The 15053-nt window shown below is 71.6% G+C and carries 17 protein-coding genes; 6 read left to right on the top strand and 11 right to left on the bottom strand.

The window, feature by feature from the left end; all coding sequences use genetic code 11:
* The first annotated feature begins 63 nt into the window (after nucleotides 1-63).
* Nucleotides 64-681: a response regulator transcription factor gene (locus L8M95_RS13665; RefSeq protein ID WP_260486657.1), complete on the top strand. Its 618-nt coding sequence runs from the start codon at nucleotides 64-66 to the stop codon at nucleotides 679-681.
* A 4-nt stretch (nucleotides 682-685) separates the two neighbouring features.
* Here L8M95_RS13665 and L8M95_RS13660 read toward each other — a convergent pair whose 3' ends face one another.
* The 6 genes from L8M95_RS13660 to L8M95_RS13635 form a co-directional block, all read right to left on the bottom strand.
* The gene (locus tag L8M95_RS13660; protein WP_260489263.1) at nucleotides 686-1444 is read right to left on the bottom strand and encodes an amino acid ABC transporter ATP-binding protein; all 759 of its coding nucleotides are present in this window, start codon (nucleotides 1442-1444) and stop codon (nucleotides 686-688) included.
* A 22-nt stretch (nucleotides 1445-1466) separates the two neighbouring features.
* Complete coding sequence (ehuD, locus tag L8M95_RS13655; protein ID WP_260486656.1) at nucleotides 1467-2123, bottom strand: ectoine/hydroxyectoine ABC transporter permease subunit EhuD; 657 nt, start codon at nucleotides 2121-2123, stop codon at nucleotides 1467-1469.
* Nucleotides 2123-2818: an ectoine/hydroxyectoine ABC transporter permease subunit EhuC gene (gene ehuC, locus L8M95_RS13650; protein WP_260486655.1), complete on the bottom strand. Its 696-nt coding sequence runs from the start codon at nucleotides 2816-2818 to the stop codon at nucleotides 2123-2125. The genes ehuD and ehuC overlap by 1 nt, the downstream gene beginning before the upstream one ends.
* 9 nt (nucleotides 2819-2827) lie before the next feature.
* Nucleotides 2828-3703 carry an ectoine/hydroxyectoine ABC transporter substrate-binding protein EhuB gene (ehuB, locus tag L8M95_RS13645; protein ID WP_260486654.1) on the bottom strand — a complete coding sequence of 292 codons (876 nt, stop codon included), beginning with the start codon at nucleotides 3701-3703 and terminating at the stop codon, nucleotides 2828-2830.
* Nucleotides 3704-3808: 105 nt separating this feature from the next.
* The gene (locus tag L8M95_RS13640; RefSeq protein WP_260486653.1) at nucleotides 3809-4492 is read right to left on the bottom strand and encodes a GntR family transcriptional regulator; all 684 of its coding nucleotides are present in this window, start codon (nucleotides 4490-4492) and stop codon (nucleotides 3809-3811) included.
* Complete coding sequence (locus L8M95_RS13635) at nucleotides 4489-5985, bottom strand: amidase (RefSeq protein WP_260486652.1); 1497 nt, start codon at nucleotides 5983-5985, stop codon at nucleotides 4489-4491. Before L8M95_RS13635 ends, L8M95_RS13640 begins: the two co-directional genes overlap by 4 nt.
* A gap of 128 nt (nucleotides 5986-6113) precedes the next feature.
* On the opposite strand from L8M95_RS13635, the gene otsB reads away from it, so the two are divergent.
* The 5 genes from otsB (at nucleotide 6114) to L8M95_RS13610 (ending at nucleotide 10755) form a co-directional block, all read left to right on the top strand.
* On the top strand, nucleotides 6114-6893 hold the full coding sequence (gene otsB, locus L8M95_RS13630; RefSeq protein ID WP_260486651.1) for a trehalose-phosphatase: 780 nt from the start codon (nucleotides 6114-6116) through the stop codon (nucleotides 6891-6893).
* Nucleotides 6894-6967: 74 nt separating this feature from the next.
* The gene (locus L8M95_RS13625; RefSeq protein ID WP_260486650.1) at nucleotides 6968-8056 is read left to right on the top strand and encodes a metal ABC transporter solute-binding protein, Zn/Mn family; all 1089 of its coding nucleotides are present in this window, start codon (nucleotides 6968-6970) and stop codon (nucleotides 8054-8056) included.
* Nucleotides 8046-8942: a metal ABC transporter ATP-binding protein gene (locus L8M95_RS13620; protein ID WP_396118889.1), complete on the top strand. Its 897-nt coding sequence runs from the start codon at nucleotides 8046-8048 to the stop codon at nucleotides 8940-8942. Before L8M95_RS13625 ends, L8M95_RS13620 begins: the two co-directional genes overlap by 11 nt.
* A 2-nt stretch (nucleotides 8943-8944) precedes the next feature.
* A complete protein-coding gene (locus L8M95_RS13615; RefSeq protein ID WP_260486649.1) occupies nucleotides 8945-9793 on the top strand; it encodes a metal ABC transporter permease in 849 nt (282 codons plus the stop codon).
* Complete coding sequence (locus L8M95_RS13610; protein WP_260486648.1) at nucleotides 9790-10755, top strand: aminoglycoside phosphotransferase family protein; 966 nt, start codon at nucleotides 9790-9792, stop codon at nucleotides 10753-10755. The genes L8M95_RS13615 and L8M95_RS13610 overlap by 4 nt, the downstream gene beginning before the upstream one ends.
* A 7-nt stretch (nucleotides 10756-10762) precedes the next feature.
* Here the strand turns inward: L8M95_RS13610 and rlmB are convergent, their stop codons facing one another.
* The 5 genes from rlmB to L8M95_RS13585 are packed head-to-tail and all read right to left on the bottom strand — an operon-like array spanning nucleotide 10763 to nucleotide 14979.
* Entirely contained in the window at nucleotides 10763-11731 is a 969-nt protein-coding gene (rlmB, locus tag L8M95_RS13605) for a 23S rRNA (guanosine(2251)-2'-O)-methyltransferase RlmB (RefSeq protein ID WP_260486647.1), read from the bottom strand.
* A gap of 1 nt (nucleotide 11732) precedes the next feature.
* Nucleotides 11733-13169 carry a cysteine--tRNA ligase gene (gene cysS / locus L8M95_RS13600; RefSeq protein WP_260486646.1) on the bottom strand — a complete coding sequence of 479 codons (1437 nt, stop codon included), beginning with the start codon at nucleotides 13167-13169 and terminating at the stop codon, nucleotides 11733-11735.
* Between the two features lie 28 nt (nucleotides 13170-13197).
* Nucleotides 13198-13680 carry a 2-C-methyl-D-erythritol 2,4-cyclodiphosphate synthase gene (gene ispF / locus L8M95_RS13595; protein ID WP_260486645.1) on the bottom strand — a complete coding sequence of 161 codons (483 nt, stop codon included), beginning with the start codon at nucleotides 13678-13680 and terminating at the stop codon, nucleotides 13198-13200.
* Nucleotides 13677-14471 carry a 2-C-methyl-D-erythritol 4-phosphate cytidylyltransferase gene (gene ispD, locus L8M95_RS13590; protein WP_260486644.1) on the bottom strand — a complete coding sequence of 265 codons (795 nt, stop codon included), beginning with the start codon at nucleotides 14469-14471 and terminating at the stop codon, nucleotides 13677-13679. Before ispD ends, ispF begins: the two co-directional genes overlap by 4 nt.
* A 13-nt stretch (nucleotides 14472-14484) precedes the next feature.
* Nucleotides 14485-14979 carry a CarD family transcriptional regulator gene (locus L8M95_RS13585; RefSeq protein ID WP_230929935.1) on the bottom strand — a complete coding sequence of 165 codons (495 nt, stop codon included), beginning with the start codon at nucleotides 14977-14979 and terminating at the stop codon, nucleotides 14485-14487.
* Nucleotides 14980-15053: the final 74 nt, after the last annotated feature.

Below are 15053 nucleotides of genomic sequence, written 5' to 3'. Positions count from 1 at the left end.
CAATCCGGGAGTGATTCGGCACACCCCCCGGGGTGGGATGGGTTCTGTTGCTAAGGTTTTCTCATGCAGGTCCGTGTCTCGGTCGTCAACGACTACTCGCTGGTCGTCGCCGGCGTGGAGGCCCTTCTGGGCCCCTACGCCGACCGGGTGCTCGTCGTGCCGAGTCCCGATGCCGTCAACGCGGCCACGCCGGTCGACGTCGCCCTGTTCGACACCTTCGGTTCCGGACCCGGGTGGAAGGAGCGGTGCGCCGAGTTGACCCGTGACCCCCAGATCGGCGCGGTGGCGGTCTACTCGTTCATCACCGATCCACGGGCCGTCGACGAGGCGTTGGCGGCCGGGGCCCGGGGATTCCTCTCCAAGTCTCTGGTCGGGGACGCGTTCGTCACCGGGATCGAGCGGATCGCGGCCGGTGAGTGCGTCACCGTGATCGGTGGCGACGGGGACTCCGGGCCCGCTTCCCCGTGGCCTGCCGGCGACGCCGGCCTGTCCCCGCGGGAGGCGGAGATGCTCGCGCTGATCTCGCACGGCCGGTCCAACGAGGAGATCGCCCTGGCCTGCTACCTGTCGATCAACACCGTGAAGTCCTACATCCGCGACGCGTATCGCAAGATCGGCGTGACGACACGGGCGCAGGCCGTGGCGTGGGCCCTGACGAACGGCCTGGAGCCCATCCGCTGACCGGTCAGTAGCCGAGCACCGCGCCGAGGAAACGCTTCGTCCGCTCGTTCTCCGGGGCGTCGAAGAGCCGGTCGGGCGGCGCCACCTCCACCGCGACCCCCTGGTCGAACATCACGACCAGATCGGAGATCTCGCGGGCGAAGTTCATCTCGTGGGTCACCATGAGCATGGTCATGGAGGAGTCGTTCGCCAGATCCCTGATGACCTTGAGCACCTCCCCGACCAGTTCCGGGTCGAGGGCCGAGGTGGGCTCGTCGAACAGCATGATGTCCGGCTTGGTCGCCATCGCCCGGGCGATCGCGACGCGCTGCTGCTGGCCGCCGGAGAGCTGGGGTGGCTTCTTGAACGAGTGCTCGGCCAGGCCCACCAGCCCGAGCAGTTCCTCCGCCTCCCGCCTGGCGGTCCCCTTGTCCTTCCCCAGGACGTGCACGGGGGCCTCCATGACGTTCTCCAGCGCGGTCATGTGCGGGAACAGGTTGAACTGCTGGAAGACCATGCCGATCCGACTGCGGATCTGCCGCATCCGCCTGGTCTCACGAGGACGCTTGCGGGCGTCGTCCGTGTTCCACAACTCGTCCCCCTCGACCAGCACGCGGCCGGAGGTCGGGTGCTCGAGGGTCATCAGCACGCGCAGGATGGTGGTCTTGCCTGAACCCGACGGGCCGATGATCGAGATCTTGTCCCCCTTGTTCACGGAGAAGTCGAGCTCTCGCAGGACGTGGTTGTCGCCCCAGTTCTTGCTCACCCTCTCGAAACGGACCATCGGTTCCCCGGGCGTTCCGAGCTCAGTGGACGGTGCCATAGCGGGTCTCCAATCGACGCAGAACGAGGGTGCACGGGACGCTGACGATGAGGAACAGCAGTGCCGCGATGGTGAAGGGCTCGATGTAGCGGAACTCGGACTGGCCGATCGCCTTGGCCACAGACATCAACTCGTAGACGGTGATCGCGGACAGGATCGCCGAGTCCTTGAACATCTGGATGAGGTAGTTGCCGAGCAACGGCACGACCCGGCGCACGGCCTGGGGCAGCACGATCCGGATCCACGTGCGGCCACGGGGCAGGTTGAGCGCGGTCGAGGCCTCCCACTGGCCCACCGGGATGCCCTCGATGCCGGACCGGTACACCTCGGCCGTGTAGGCGCTGTAGTTCACGCCGATCACGATGATGCCGGTGACCAGGGCACTCATGGCGATGCCGTACTCGGGGAGCACGTAGAACACGAAGAACGCCTGCACCAGCAGCGGCGTGCCCCGGACGAAGTAGACGAGGAACCCGAGGATCTGTGAGAGCACCGGGATCCGCAGGTACCGGAACACGGCCACGGCCAGGCCCAGGACGGCGGCGATCGCCATGCCGGCGACCGTGATCTGCACGGTCGTGACGAGGCCGCGCAGCAGATCCGGGAGGATGCTGATCGCGAAGGCGTTGTCCCAGATCATCAGCTCACCCCCTGCATCCGGCCGGTGAGGGCGGTGAGCAGCGGCCGTCGTTCACGGGTCGGCGAGAACCGCCGCTCGAGCAGCGCGACGATCGCGGAGATCACCAGCGAGAGCAGGAAGTACAGGACGAGGATGATCCCGTAGATGAGGGCGGTCTCGCCGGTGGAGGACCGGATGAGCCCGGCGTTGAACGTCAGGTCCGCCACGGTGACGAGCGAGACCAGGGAACTGTTCTTGAGCAGGTCGACCATGACGTTGCCCATCGGCGGCAGCATCGCCGGGATCGACTGCGGCAGGAGGATCCGGCGCATCCGCATCGCCGGTGTCATGTTGAGCGCGATGGCGGCCTCGGTCTGTCCCCTGGGCCGGGACGCGATCGATCCGCGGACGACCTCCGAGGCGTAGGCCCCCTCGTTCAGCCCCAACGCCAGCACCCCCGCGAACAGGGCGGTGAGTTGGAGCCCGAAGAACGGTAGGGCGAAGAACAGCCAGAACAACTGGACGACCAGCGACGTGCCGCGCAGGAACTCCACGATGCACGCCGCCGGCCAGCGCAGCCAGCGATGGGTGGACAGCCGGGCCAATCCCAGGGCGAAGGCCACGACCAGCGCGAGCACCGCGCCCAGGATCGTCACCTGGACCGTGGTGACGAAGCCCTGGCGGATCAGCGGGAGGTAGTCCGCTATGGCATCCATCGGTTCTGGTCAGCCGTCGACCGCGCAGAGTTCCTCGGTGGTCACCCCGTCCACGACGGTCGGATCGAAGCCCCACTTCTCGAGGATCTCGGCGAACTCCGGCTCGGCCTTGAATGCCTCGAGCTCGACGTTGTAGGCGTCGAGGAAGTCCTGGTCGTCGGGCCGGAAGGCCGCCGACGAGCCCGTGCTGGGCGCGTCCTCGATGGGGTCGGTGACCTCCACTCCGTCCAGTTCCCGCAGCGACAGGGTGGGGAGCAGGAAGGCGTCGATCCGGTCGGCGGCCAGCGCGTCCGCACCGCCGCGGGCGTCGGTGACGTTGACGATCCGGGCCGGGTCGACACCGGCGGTCTCCAGGATCCCCTGTTCGAACCCGCCGGGGACCACGCCCACCCGCAGGTCATCGCGGTCCTTCACGTCGGCGATCGTCGTCACGTCCTTGGGATTGCCCGGGCGGACGCCGAACGACTCCGTGGAGACGATGACCGGGGACGCGTAGATGACCTCGCGGCAGCGGGACTGCTTCATGAACAGTCCGGCGGCGATGGCGTCCCAGCGGTTGGCCTTGAGGCCCGGGATCATCGCGTCGTAGCCCGAGACGATGCCCTCGACCTTCTCGATTCCCATCCGCTGGCACACCGCGCGCAGGACGTCCGGCTCACACCCGGTGACGGTGCCGTCCGCCGCGAGTTCGGTGTAGGGGGGTTCGTTGCCGATGGCGATGCGCAGGCCCTGTTGCCTGGCCCGCTCGAGCAGTCCTCCGCCGCCGGCCTCGGACCCGCCGGGCTCGGTGGTGGAGCAGGCGGTCAGGGAGCCGCCGACCGCGACCATCCCGCCCAGTGCCAGTGCGCCGCGGAACAGTTGACGTCGTGAGATGTTCGTACTCATCGGTGCCTCTCGTGGGCCGAAGTTAACGGTCTTTGCACCGTAGGACCGTGTCCTCACCGGCTGGTGGCTAACGGACCAAAGCGTGACCGGCCCGTTATGGAGCGCTCAGCTGTCACCTCCGGCCGCCCGGACCCGCGCGTGCCCGTCCCGCATGTGGTCGACCAGCAGCGACCGGGCCCGGGAGGGGTCCACGGCGCGTACCGCGTCGGCGATCGCCCGGTGTTCGGCGAGTCTGGACTCCGCGTCCGAATACGTGCTCCGCATGGCGTGTAGGCACATGCTCGTCTCGACCAGAACGGTCTCGTGGACGCGCGAGAGCCGGGGGCTGCGGGCCGATTCGACGAGGGCGTGGTGGAAGTCCAGGTCCGCCGCGACCATCGCCGCGGAGCGGGGTTCGTCGTAGAGGGCGGCCATCGCGTCGACGGCGGCGTCGAGCGCGTCGGCGGTCCCGGCGGCCCACCCGGACTCGAAGACCCTGTCCAGCGCCGCCGTCTCGACTGTCGTGCGCAGCAGGTACATGTCCCGCACCGCGTCGGCCGTGAGGTCGGCGACGAACAGGCCGCGGTTGCGGTGCGAGACCAGCAGCCCCTCCTGGGTGAGCCGCTGCATGGCCTCGCGCAGCGGCCCGCGGCTCACACCGAGCGACCGGGCGAGCGCCGCCTCCCCCAGCTGCGTGCCCGGCGCGAACGTCCCGTCGGAGATGGCACGGCGGAGGGTCCGCGCGATGAGCGCGGGAGTCGACTCCTGCACGACGGGCCCGAGGCCGCCGGGCGGATCGAGGGCGGTCACGGTCGGTCGCCCCCCGACGCGTCGGCGTGGAGCCGGGGGACGGGGACGACCCCGCCCGACGCGGCGCCCGGCGCGGACCCCAGTGCGGCCTCCAGCGCCGCGCCGGCCCGGATGGCCAGCCGGTCTTCGAACCGTGCGCCGACCAGCTGGAGCCCCACCGGGAGTCCGGCGTCGCTGATCCCGCAGGGGATGCTCAGCGCCGGTTGCTGCGTCATGTTGAACGGGTAGGTGTACGGCGTCCACGAGGTCCAATCGGGGCTGTGCCAGCCGGGCGGCACATCCGAACCCGCGGCGAAAGCCGGGATCGGGGTGGTGGGCGTGACCAATAGGTCGTAGTCCTGATGGAAGTCGGCCATGGTCGCGCCCAGCGCCATGCGCACGGCCACGGCGTCGAGGTAGTCGGCGGCCGAATAGTCGTGGTAGCGGCCGAGCGCCTCACGCATCCTCGGATCCACGCGGTCGATCGCCGACGGTCCGTGCGGGGCCAGCACCGCCGCCAACCCGGCGAACCACAGGACGTGGAAGGCGTCGATGGGGTCGCTCACAGGCGGGTCCACGGCGTCCACGTGGGCACCGAGCGCCCCCAGAAGGCCCACCGCGCGGGTGACCTCCCGCTCGACGTCGGCGTCGTTGCTCCCGAATCCTAGGGTGGCGCTGTAGGCGACCCGCAGGCCCTCCAGCGGACGGTCGCCGCGCACGCCCTCGGCGGCCGAGGCCAGGTAGCCGCCGGGACCGGGCGTGGTGGCCCGGGCGGGGACGGCGGACCAGTCCCGCGGGTCCGGGCGAAGTAGGGCGTCCATGAAGGCCGCGGTGTCGGCGACGGTACGGGTCATGGGACCGGCGTGGGCGAGGGTGCCGAAGGGGCTCGAGGGGAACATCGGGATGACGCCGTAGGTGGGTTTGAGCGCGACGATCCCACAGAACGCGGCGGGGATCCGGACTGATCCGCCGCCGTCGGTGCCCAGTGCGAGTTGACCCAGGCCCGCCGCCACCGCGGCCGCGGCCCCGCCGCTGGAACCGCCGGGGGTCAGTGACGGGTCGTGGGGGTTGCGGGTGATGCCGGTGAGGGTGTTGTCGGTGACGCCCTTCCACGCGAACTCGGGCGTGGTGGTCTTGCCGATCACCACGCACCCCGCCTCCAGGGTGGCGGCGGTGACGGGGGCGTCGTCGGGCCAGGCGGCGGGGTCGGCCGCGTCGGCCTTGTCCGCCAGCAGGCGAGAGCCCCGCAGGGTGGGCACCCCCCGGGTGTAGAAGATGTCCTTGATCGAGGTCGGTACGCCATCGATCGGGCTGAGCGGTTCGCCGTCGCGGTACCTGCCCTCGGCCTCGCGTGCGGCCGCCAGGGTCGCTTCGGGGTCGAGGTGGCAGAAGGCGTTGATCCCGCCGTCGACCCGCTCGATCGCCCCGAGTGCGTCGCGGGCCGCGTCGACCGGCGAGACGGCCCCGCTGCGGAACGCCTCGGCCAGCTGCAGGGCGCTCATCGATGTCGTCATACGTTCACCCTCCGTCGGATTGTCGACAATCCTACAGCCGGGCACCCGCGCGTCAAGCGACCTCGGCGGGCGGCTCCGATCCGGCCGGGAGCCCCACCGTCCCCGGCTCCGACTCCTACGCTGGGGCCATGAGCTCCGACGCCGCGTCCGCCGCCCCCTCCCCCGACCTGGCCGAGGCCCTGCGCCGCGCCGCCGACGCCCCCACCCTCGTCGTCGCGTGCGACTACGACGGCACACTCGCCCCGTTCGTCGACGACCCCACCAGAGCCGTGCCCGCCCCCGGCGCCACCGCCGCGCTGGCGCGCCTGGCCCGGCTGCCCCGGACGACCGTGGCGCTACTGTCCGGCCGCAACCGCGCGGCACTGGCCGAGGTGAGCGGGGCCGGCGCGCCGGTGGTCCTGGTGGGCAGCCACGGCTCGGAGTGGGAGGGCGGGTTCGACTCCCCCCTCGACGACGACGAGGTGGCGCTGCTCTCGCGGGTGCGGTCCGCCCTCGAGGAGATCGCCTCCCGCACCCCCGGGGCGCACGTCGAGACCAAACCGACGGCCGCCGTCCTCCACGTCCGGCCGGTGGCCGACCCCGCGGAGCGCGAACGCGCGCAGGCCGAGGCGATGGCCGGACCCGCCGCGCTCGACGGGGTGTTCGTCACCGAGGGCAAGAACGTCGTGGAGATCGCCGTGCGGGAGGCCAGCAAGGGGGCGGCCATCGAGACGATGGTCGAGCGGACCGGGGCCGAGGTGGCGCTGTTCATCGGCGACGACGTGACCGACGAGCGCGGCTTCGCCCGCCTCCGCCCGGAGGACGTGGGCGTCAAGGTCGGTGAGGGGGAGACGGCCGCCGCGTACCGGGTCGCGGACATCCCCGCCGTCGTCGACCTGCTGGACACGCTCGCCCGACTGCGGGCCTGACACCCCCGGATGCACACACCGGCGGCGGCGCGGCTCTACACTTAACGACAACGGTTCCCATTACTACGAGAGTGATGCTCGTGACGTCGTCCTCACCCCACGCCCGCACACCCAGCGCCCGCACACCCCGCGCGCTGGCCCTCGCCGCCGCCGCCCTCCTGGGCGGCGGCGCGCTCACCGCCTGCGGCACGGACGGCGATGCCGGCGCGGCGACGGACAGCCCCAGCATCGTGGCCTCGACGACCGTCTACGCCGACATCGCCGAGCAGGTCGCCGGCGACAACGCCACGGTGGAGTCAGTGATCTCGGACCCGGCCGCCGACCCTCACTCCTACGAGGCCAGCCCCGCCGACGCCGCCGCGGTCGCGGGCGCCGACCTGGTCGTCTACAACGGCGCGGGCTACGACGGCTTCGTCGACCTCGCCCTGGGCAACGCCGGGGACGTCCCCGTGGTGCGGGCGGTCGACGAGTTCCAGAGGGTCACCGGCGAGCCCGCCGGCGATCACAGCGGGCACGCCCACGGCGACGACACCCACAGCGACGACGGCCACGGTGCGGACGGCCACGACGAGGCCGAGCCCGCCGACGATCACAGCGGGCACGCCCACGAGGACGGCGGCAACGAGCACGTGTGGTTCAGCCTGCCCACCGCCGCGGCCGTGGCCGAGCGGGTGGCCGAGGAACTGGCCACGCTCGACTCCGAGAACGCCGAGCAGTACCGCGACAACGCCCGCGCCTTCGCCGACGCGCTGACACCGCTCGAGGACCGGCTCGACGAGATCCACGACCGCGGACACTTCCCCTACGCCCAGACCGAGCGGGTCGGCGCGCACCTGTTCGAGGCCGCGCACCTGACCGACCTCACGCCGCGCGGGTTCCTCGCCTCCGTCGAGGACGACACCGACCCGTCCGCCGCCGACTTCGCCGCCATGCTCGACCTGATGGCCGAGCAACGGGTCGCGTTCCTGGCCTTCAACGCCCAGACCGAGACCTCCGTGACAGCCCGCGTCCGCGGCGCGGCGGAGGACGCCGACCTCGTCGTCGTCGACCTCACCGAAACCCTCCCCGAGGGCTCCGACTACATCGGCTGGATGACCGGGATCGTCGACGACGTCTCCGGCGCACTGGCCGACGCCACCCCGGTCGGCGACGGTGGCCACTGAACCCGGGGCGGGCCACGTCCGCGGCACCCCCGGCCCCGGCCCGGTCGTCTCACTGCAGGGCGTGACGGTGTCCCGCGGCGGTCGTACCCTCATCCGCGACCTCGACCTGGAGATCGCCCCCGGCGAGTTCGTGGCCGTGCTCGGACCCAACGGCGCCGGCAAGACCACCCTGCTCAAGGTGCTGCTCGGCGAACATCGTCCCGATTCCGGCACGGTCCTCGTCGACGGCCGCGCGCCCGGCGATCGCGGCACCCACCTCGGCTACGTGCCGCAACAGCGCGCATTCGACCCCGGCATCACCCTGCGCGGACGGGACCTCGTGTCCCTGGGGATCGACGGCACCCGCTGGGGCCCCGGATGGCCGTCCCGACACACCGGCAAGCGGCGCATCGTCGACGACGCCCTGGCCAGGCTCGAGGCCGGCAGGCTCGCCGACACTCCGCTCGGCCGGATGTCCGGTGGTGAACAGCAACGCGTGCGGGTCGCCCAGGCCATCGCGTGCGACCCGTGCGTCATGCTCTGCGACGAACCGCTGCTCAGCCTGGACCTCACCGGCCAGCGCACCGTCGCCTCGGTGCTCGACCACCGGCGCCGCGAGCACGACACCGCGGTCGTGTTCGTCACCCACGAGATCAACCCGGTGCTGCCGATGGTCGACCGGATCGTCTACCTGGTGGACGGACGGCACCGCATCGGCACCCCGGACGAGGTGTTCACCACCGAGGTGATGTCCGACCTGTACTCCTCCCCCGTCGAGGTGCTGCGGGTGCGCGGGCAGATCGTCGTGGTGGGCGACACCCAGCACCTCGTCGCCGAACCCTGGTCGAGCGGGCACCACCACCACGACGACGCCGCAGGCGGCCACGACCACGGACACGGAGCCTGACGATGGACCGACTGCTCGAAATCCTCGGGTCCATCGCCGACACCGAGACCACCGCGTACCTGCTGGAGCAGGAATTCGTGCTCCTCGGCCTGGCCGCGATCGCGCTGCTCGGACTGCTGGCCGGCGCGATCGGGCCGTTCATCGTGATGCGGCAGATGTCGTTCTCCGTGCACGGCGCCAGCGAACTCGCCCTCACCGGTGCCGCCGCCGCGCTGCTGTTCGGGCTGAACCTGGGGCTCGGCGCGGTCGTCGGGTCGGTCATCGCCGCCCTGATGTTCGGGCTGATGGGCTCCCGGGCGTCCCAACGCGACAGCTCCATCGGCGTGGTGCTGGCGTTCGGCCTCGGCCTAGCCGTGCTGTTCATCCATCTCTACCCCGGCCGATCCGGCACCAGTTTCTCCCTGCTCACCGGGCAGATCGTCGGCGTCTCCGAGCACGGGCTCGTGCAGATGGCCGTGGTCGCCGCCATCATCTGCGGCGCGCTGGTCGCGCTGTACCGGCCGCTCGTGTTCTCCTCCGCCGATCCCGAGGTCGCCGAGGCCCGGGGCGTTCCGGTGCGCATGATCAACATGGTCTTCGCCGTGCTCGTGGGCTTGGCCGCCGCGCAGGCCGTGCAGGTCGTCGGCGCACTGTTGGTCCTGTCCCTGCTCATCACGCCCGCCGCCGCCGCGGCCGCCGTCACCTCCAGCCCGTTGCGGGCGATCGGGCTCACGATCGTGTTCGCCGAGATCGCGGCCGTCGGCGGGATGCTGCTCTCCCTCGCGCCCGGGGTGCCGGTCTCGGTGTTCGTCACCACGATCTCGTTCGTCATCTACCTGGCGTGCCGCGCGGTCGCCGCGGTGCGGCGATGAACGTGGGTGCCGGGGCGGACGACGGTGCCCCCGAACTCGACGCCACGGAACTCGACGCCATCCGGGCCGCCTACCCCACCCTGACGTGGGAGTTCGCCGAGCGCATCGACGAGGGCTGGGACCACGTCGTGGTGATCTGCCGCGGGTGCTCCGGCCCCGACGCGCTCGGCCACCGCGAGCTGGTGTTCCGCTTCCCCGCCGACGACCAGGCGATGGCGCAGCTGCCGACCGAGATCGCGGTACTCGAGCACCTGGCCGGACGCGTCGACGCCGCGCTCCCCCGCTACTCCCACGTGCCGACGCACGGCGGGTTCGCCGGGTACCCGCTGGTGGCCGGCCGGCGCCTCACTCCGGAGCTGTTCCGCAGCCTGCCGACCACCGAGAAGACGACACTGGCCGCCCAGCTGGGCGCCCTGTTGGCCGCGCTGCACATCCAGGACACGTCAGCGCCCCCGGTCGACCGGGTGCCCCACTCCTATCAGCCCGAGAACCTGGACTTCGTCCGCGGCATCGTCGAGAACAACATGCCCGACGTCCTCGCTCCGGACGAGTTGCGCACGGCCCGCGAGATCTGCGACGAGGTCGCGGCGCTGCAGTCCACGCTCCTGCCCCGGGTGCTGCTGCACAACGACGTCTACGTGCGGCACCTGTACTGGAACCGCGGGCCGGACTCCGGCCGGGAATCCGGCCGTCTCGGCCTCATCGACTTCACCGACATGTGCCTGGGCGACCCGGCCGTCGACTTCGCCGAGCTGTACGAGTACGGCCCGCGCTTCGTGGAGGACGTGCTGGCCCGCTACACCGGCCGGGTCGACGAGAGCTTCCTCGACCGGGCGTGGACCTATCAGCGGCTGGCCGCGCTCTACATGATCGCCGGCCACCTGTACTACGGCATGGAGACGTGGGAGTACGCCCGGGCGGCGTTCGACCGGTGCCGCTCCCCGCGCCGGCCGCGGGCCTGAACCCGCCTCAGCGCTTGACGCGCCGCTGCCGCGCGAACTCCGAGAGCACCACACCCGCCGCGACGGAGGCGTTGAGGCTCTCGACCTTCGAGGCGATGGGGATGGACAGGATCGAGTCGCAGTTCTCGCGGACGAGACGGGACAGGCCCTTGCCCTCGGAACCGACGACGATGACCGTGGGTCCGGTGCCGTCGTAGTCGTCCAGCGAGACGTCGCCACCGGCGTCGAGGCCGACGAGCTGCGCGCCCTGCTTGGCCCAGTCGAGCAGCGTCCGGTTGAGGTTCGTCGCCTTGGCCACGGGCAGGCGGGCCGCGGCGCCGGCCGACGTGCGCCAGGCCACCGCGGTGATGGACGCGCTGCGCCGCTCGGGGATGAGCACACCGTGCCCACCGAAGGCCGCGACGGAGCGGATGACGGCGCCGAGGTTGCGCGTGTCGGTGATGTTGTCGAGCGCCACCAGCAGCGCCGGCTGCGAGGAGTGCATCGCACTGGCGATGAGGTCGTCCGGGTCGGCGTACTCGTAGGGCGGCACCTGGAGGCCGATCCCCTGGTGCATGCCGTTTGAGGTCATCCGGTCGAGATCGTGGCGGGGCACCTCGAGGATCGAGATGCCCTTGTCGGCCGCGAACCGCACGGCCTCGGTGAGCCGCTCGTCGTTGTCGGCCCCCACGGCCACGAAGAGCGCCGTCGCCGGGACACCGGCGCGCAGGCACTCCACGACCGGATTACGGCCCACCACGAGCTCGGGACCGTCCGCCTTCTTCTGCGCGTACTGGCGCCGCTGCTGGGCGCCTTCCGTCTTGCGCGACGCGGCCTTGGCCCGGCGGTGCGCGGGGTGGTAGGTCCGGTCCTCGGCCTTGGGGGTGGCGCCGCGCGCCTCGAGCCCGCGGCGGCGCTGGCCGCCGGAGCCGACGACCTGTCCCTTCTTTGTGCCGGATTTGCGGATCGCTCCGCGCCGGCTCGAATTGCCCGCCATGTCAGTCCTTCCGGTTGGCGAGCGACCACTTCTGGCCGTCCGCGGTGTCGGCCACCTCGATGCCCGCCGCGACCAGTCGGTCACGGATGGCGTCGGCGGTGGCGAAGTCCTTGTTCGCCCGCGCGTCGGCGCGGGCCTCGAGTTCTGCGCGCACGAGGAGATCGAGCGCTGTCGCCGCAGCGTCCTCCCCGCCCCCGCCGGATGCCCACTGCGGGTCCAGCGGGTCGACGCCCAGCACGGCGGTCATCGCCCGGATGGACGAGGCCGCCGTGAGCGCCGCGTCGAGATCGCCCGACGACAGCGCGGTGTTGCCCGCGCGGACCCGGCCGTGGATCTCCGCCAGTGCGGCGGGGACCCCGAGGTCGTCGTCCATCGCGGCGGCGAATCCACCGGTCCACTCGCCGACCGGCACATCGCCCTCCGGGCCCGCGCCCGACCTGACGGCCTCGTTGACCCGGTGCACGAGCGCTTCGATGCGGCGATACGCCGCGGCCGCCTCCTGCAGTGCCTCGGGTGAGTATTCCAGCATCGACCGGTAATGCGCACTTCCGAGGTAGTAGCGCAGTTCCACCGGCCGGACGGCGGTGAGGATGTTGGGCACACTGAGCACGTTGCCCAACGATTTGCTCATCTTCTCGCCGGCCATGGTGACCCAGCCGTTGTGCAGCCAGTAGCGGGCGAACCCGTCGCCGGCGGCGTGGGACTGGGCGGCCTCGTTCTCGTGGTGCGGGAACTGCAGGTCCAGTCCGCCGCCGTGGATGTCGAAGGTGCCCCCGAGGTACCACGTGGCCATGGCCGAGCACTCGAGGTGCCAGCCGGGCCGGCCGTCGCCCCACGGGGTCGGCCAGCTGGGCTCGCCGGGCTTGGCGGCCTTCCACAGGGCGAAGTCCCGCGGGTCGCGCTTGCCGCGCAGGTCCGCTGCCTCTCCCTGGTCCACCTCGTCGAGCCGGTGGCCGGACAGGTGCCCGTAGTCACCCTCGGGTGCAGCCGACCAGGCGGCGACGTCGAAGTAGACGCTGCCCTCGGCCGGGTACGCGAAGCCGCGCTCGATGAGCCGCTCCATATAGGCGATCATCTGGGTCATGTGCCCGGTCGCCCGAGGTTCGGTGGACGGGGGCAGCACGCCGAGCGCGTCGTAGGCCCGGGTGAACTCGCGCTCGTGGGTGGCGGCCCACTCCCACCACGGTCGACCGTTCTCGGCGGCCTTGGTGAGGATCTTGTCGTCGATGTCGGTCACGTTGCGGACGAACGCCACGTCGTAGCCGCTCGCGATCAGCCAGCGGCGCAGCACGTCGAACGCGACGCCGGAGCGGACGTGGCCGATGTGCGGCACCGCCTGTGGGGTGGCTCCACAGAGATAGACGGACGCGTGACCTTCCCTGACGGGGGTGAACTCCCTCGGGGAGCGGGTCGCGGTGTCGTACAGATGGAGCGTCACGGGTGCCGAGTCTACCGGTGTCGGCCCCTCAGGCCCGGTACACCAGTGCGGTGGCCACGGCGGAGACCCCCTCGCCACGGCCGGTGAAGCCCATGCCGTCGGTGGTGGTGGCGGACACGGAGACCGGGGCGCCGACGATCTCGGACAGTCTCCGCTCCGCCTCGACGCGACGCGGGCCCATCTTGGGGCGGTTGCCCACCATCTGCACGGCGGCGTTGCCGATCGCCCACCCGTGCTCGGCGAGTTCGGCCACCGCCTCCCGGAGGAGGCGCTCACCGGAGACGTCGTCGTACTCGGGTCGGCCGGTGCCCACGAGGGACCCGAGGTCGCCCAGCCCGGCGGCCGAGAGCAGCGCGTCGACCAGGGAGTGCGCCACGACGTCGCCGTCGGAGTGTCCCTCGCACCCGTGGTCGTCCGGGAAGTGCAGGCACGCCATCATGCAGGGCTTGCCGGGCTCCACGCGGTGGGCGTCGGTGCCGATCCCCACGCGGGGGATGACGGGTCCGGTCACGGGTCCTCCTGGGTGCGGCCCGCGGTCGCCGGGTGCGCGGCGCCGGGACGTGATGGGGCGAGTTCGGTCAGTGCGCGGGCGTGGTCGGCCGCGGTGGTGATCTTGAACGCGAGCAGGTCACCCTCCACGGTCGCGATCCGCTGTCCGAGTCGCTCGACCAGACCGGCGTCGTCGGTGGCCACGTCCCCGGCCGCGTCGTAGGCGGCGAGCAGTACGTCGGGGGCGAACCCCTGGGGTGTCTGGACGGCGCGCAGCGCGGAGCGGTCGGGGGTGCCCACGACGTAGCCGTCGGCGTCGACCTGTTTGACGGTGTCGATGACGGGCAGGACCGGCACCGCCGCGACCTCGCCGGAGCGCACGGCCTCGACGACGCGGCGGATCGGTGGGGCGGGGGTGAGGCACCGCGCCGCGTCGTGCACCAGCAGGACGTCGTAGACCGCCGCGCCGGACCCCCCGTGGGTGGCGGTCAGCGCCGCGAGTCCGTTGCGCACGGAGTCGGTGCGCTCCGGGCCGCCGGTGGCGACGACGACGAGGTGGTCGTCGTCCCGGAGCGGGGCGAGCACCGAGTCCGCCTGTCCGACGCGGTCCGACGGGACCACCACCACGACGTCGTCGACGGCTCCCGAGGCCAGCAGGCCGGCGACGGCCCGCTCCAGCATGGTCCGGCCGTGCAGTTCGACGAACGCCTTGGGCAGTCCCGCGCCGAGCCGGACGCCCGATCCCGCCGCGGGGACGACGGCGGCCACCCGGCCCGTGGGGGCGGGGTGGCCGTCTGGAACGTGTCCGGTCACTCTCGAGGTCGCGTCACGCCGGTGCGGCGGAGCCCAGGACCTCGTCGAGCAGTGCGTCGGCGCGATCCTCGTCGGCTCGCTCGGCGAGCGCGAGCTCACCGACGAGCACCTGGCGGGCCTTGGCCAGCATGCGCTTCTCACCCGCGGACAGGCCGCGGTCGAGATCGCGGCGCCAGAGGTCGCGGACGACCTCGGCGACCTTGTTGACGTCGCCGGAGGCGAGCTTCTCACCGTTGGCCTTGTAGCGACGCGACCAGTTGGTCGGCTCCTCCGCGTGCTCGGTGCGCAGGACCTCGAAGACCTTGTCGAGGCCCGCCTGGTCGACCACGTCACGCACGCCCACGTACTCGGCGTTCTCGGCCGGTACCTTCACCGTGAGGTCGCCCTGTGACACCTTGAGGACGAGGTATTCCTTCTCGGTGCCCTTGACCGTCCGCATCTCGATCGCCTGAATGGTCGCAGCGCCGTGATGCGGGTAGACGACGGTGTCGCCGACCTTGAACTCCATGAGTGGCTTTCCCCTTTCGACCGCCCTATCTTAGCACGCCCTCAGCGCAGGCGTTTTCCGTTTGCGCAGGTCAG

Origin of the sequence: Dietzia sp. B32 (genome assembly GCF_024732245.1) — a bacterium.
Taxonomy (GTDB): domain Bacteria; phylum Actinomycetota; class Actinomycetes; order Mycobacteriales; family Mycobacteriaceae; genus Dietzia.
The sequence above is the reverse complement of the archived record's forward strand: the minus strand, read 5'-3'. Positions and strand labels throughout refer to the sequence as shown.

Bases quoted from the DNA above. Each gene is read 5' to 3' on its own strand.
- L8M95_RS13625 (WP_260486650.1), top strand. From the start codon at position 6,968: ATGCTCGTGACGTCGTCCTCACCCCACGCCCGCACACCCAGCGCCCGC.
- rlmB (WP_260486647.1), bottom strand. From the start codon at position 11,731: ATGGCGGGCAATTCGAGCCGGCGCGGAGCGATCCGCAAATCCGGCACA.
- ehuD (WP_260486656.1), bottom strand. From the start codon at position 2,123: ATGATCTGGGACAACGCCTTCGCGATCAGCATCCTCCCGGATCTGCTG.
- L8M95_RS13660 (WP_260489263.1), bottom strand. From the start codon at position 1,444: ATGGTCCGTTTCGAGAGGGTGAGCAAGAACTGGGGCGACAACCACGTC.
- L8M95_RS13635 (WP_260486652.1), bottom strand. From the start codon at position 5,985: ATGACGACATCGATGAGCGCCCTGCAGCTGGCCGAGGCGTTCCGCAGC.
- L8M95_RS13610 (WP_260486648.1), top strand. From the start codon at position 9,790: ATGAACGTGGGTGCCGGGGCGGACGACGGTGCCCCCGAACTCGACGCC.
- L8M95_RS13585 (WP_230929935.1), bottom strand. From the start codon at position 14,979: ATGGAGTTCAAGGTCGGCGACACCGTCGTCTACCCGCATCACGGCGCT.
- ehuB (WP_260486654.1), bottom strand. From the start codon at position 3,703: ATGAGTACGAACATCTCACGACGTCAACTGTTCCGCGGCGCACTGGCA.
- L8M95_RS13615 (WP_260486649.1), top strand. From the start codon at position 8,945: ATGGACCGACTGCTCGAAATCCTCGGGTCCATCGCCGACACCGAGACC.
- ehuC (WP_260486655.1), bottom strand. From the start codon at position 2,818: ATGGATGCCATAGCGGACTACCTCCCGCTGATCCGCCAGGGCTTCGTC.
- L8M95_RS13665 (WP_260486657.1), top strand. From the start codon at position 64: ATGCAGGTCCGTGTCTCGGTCGTCAACGACTACTCGCTGGTCGTCGCC.
- otsB (WP_260486651.1), top strand. From the start codon at position 6,114: ATGAGCTCCGACGCCGCGTCCGCCGCCCCCTCCCCCGACCTGGCCGAG.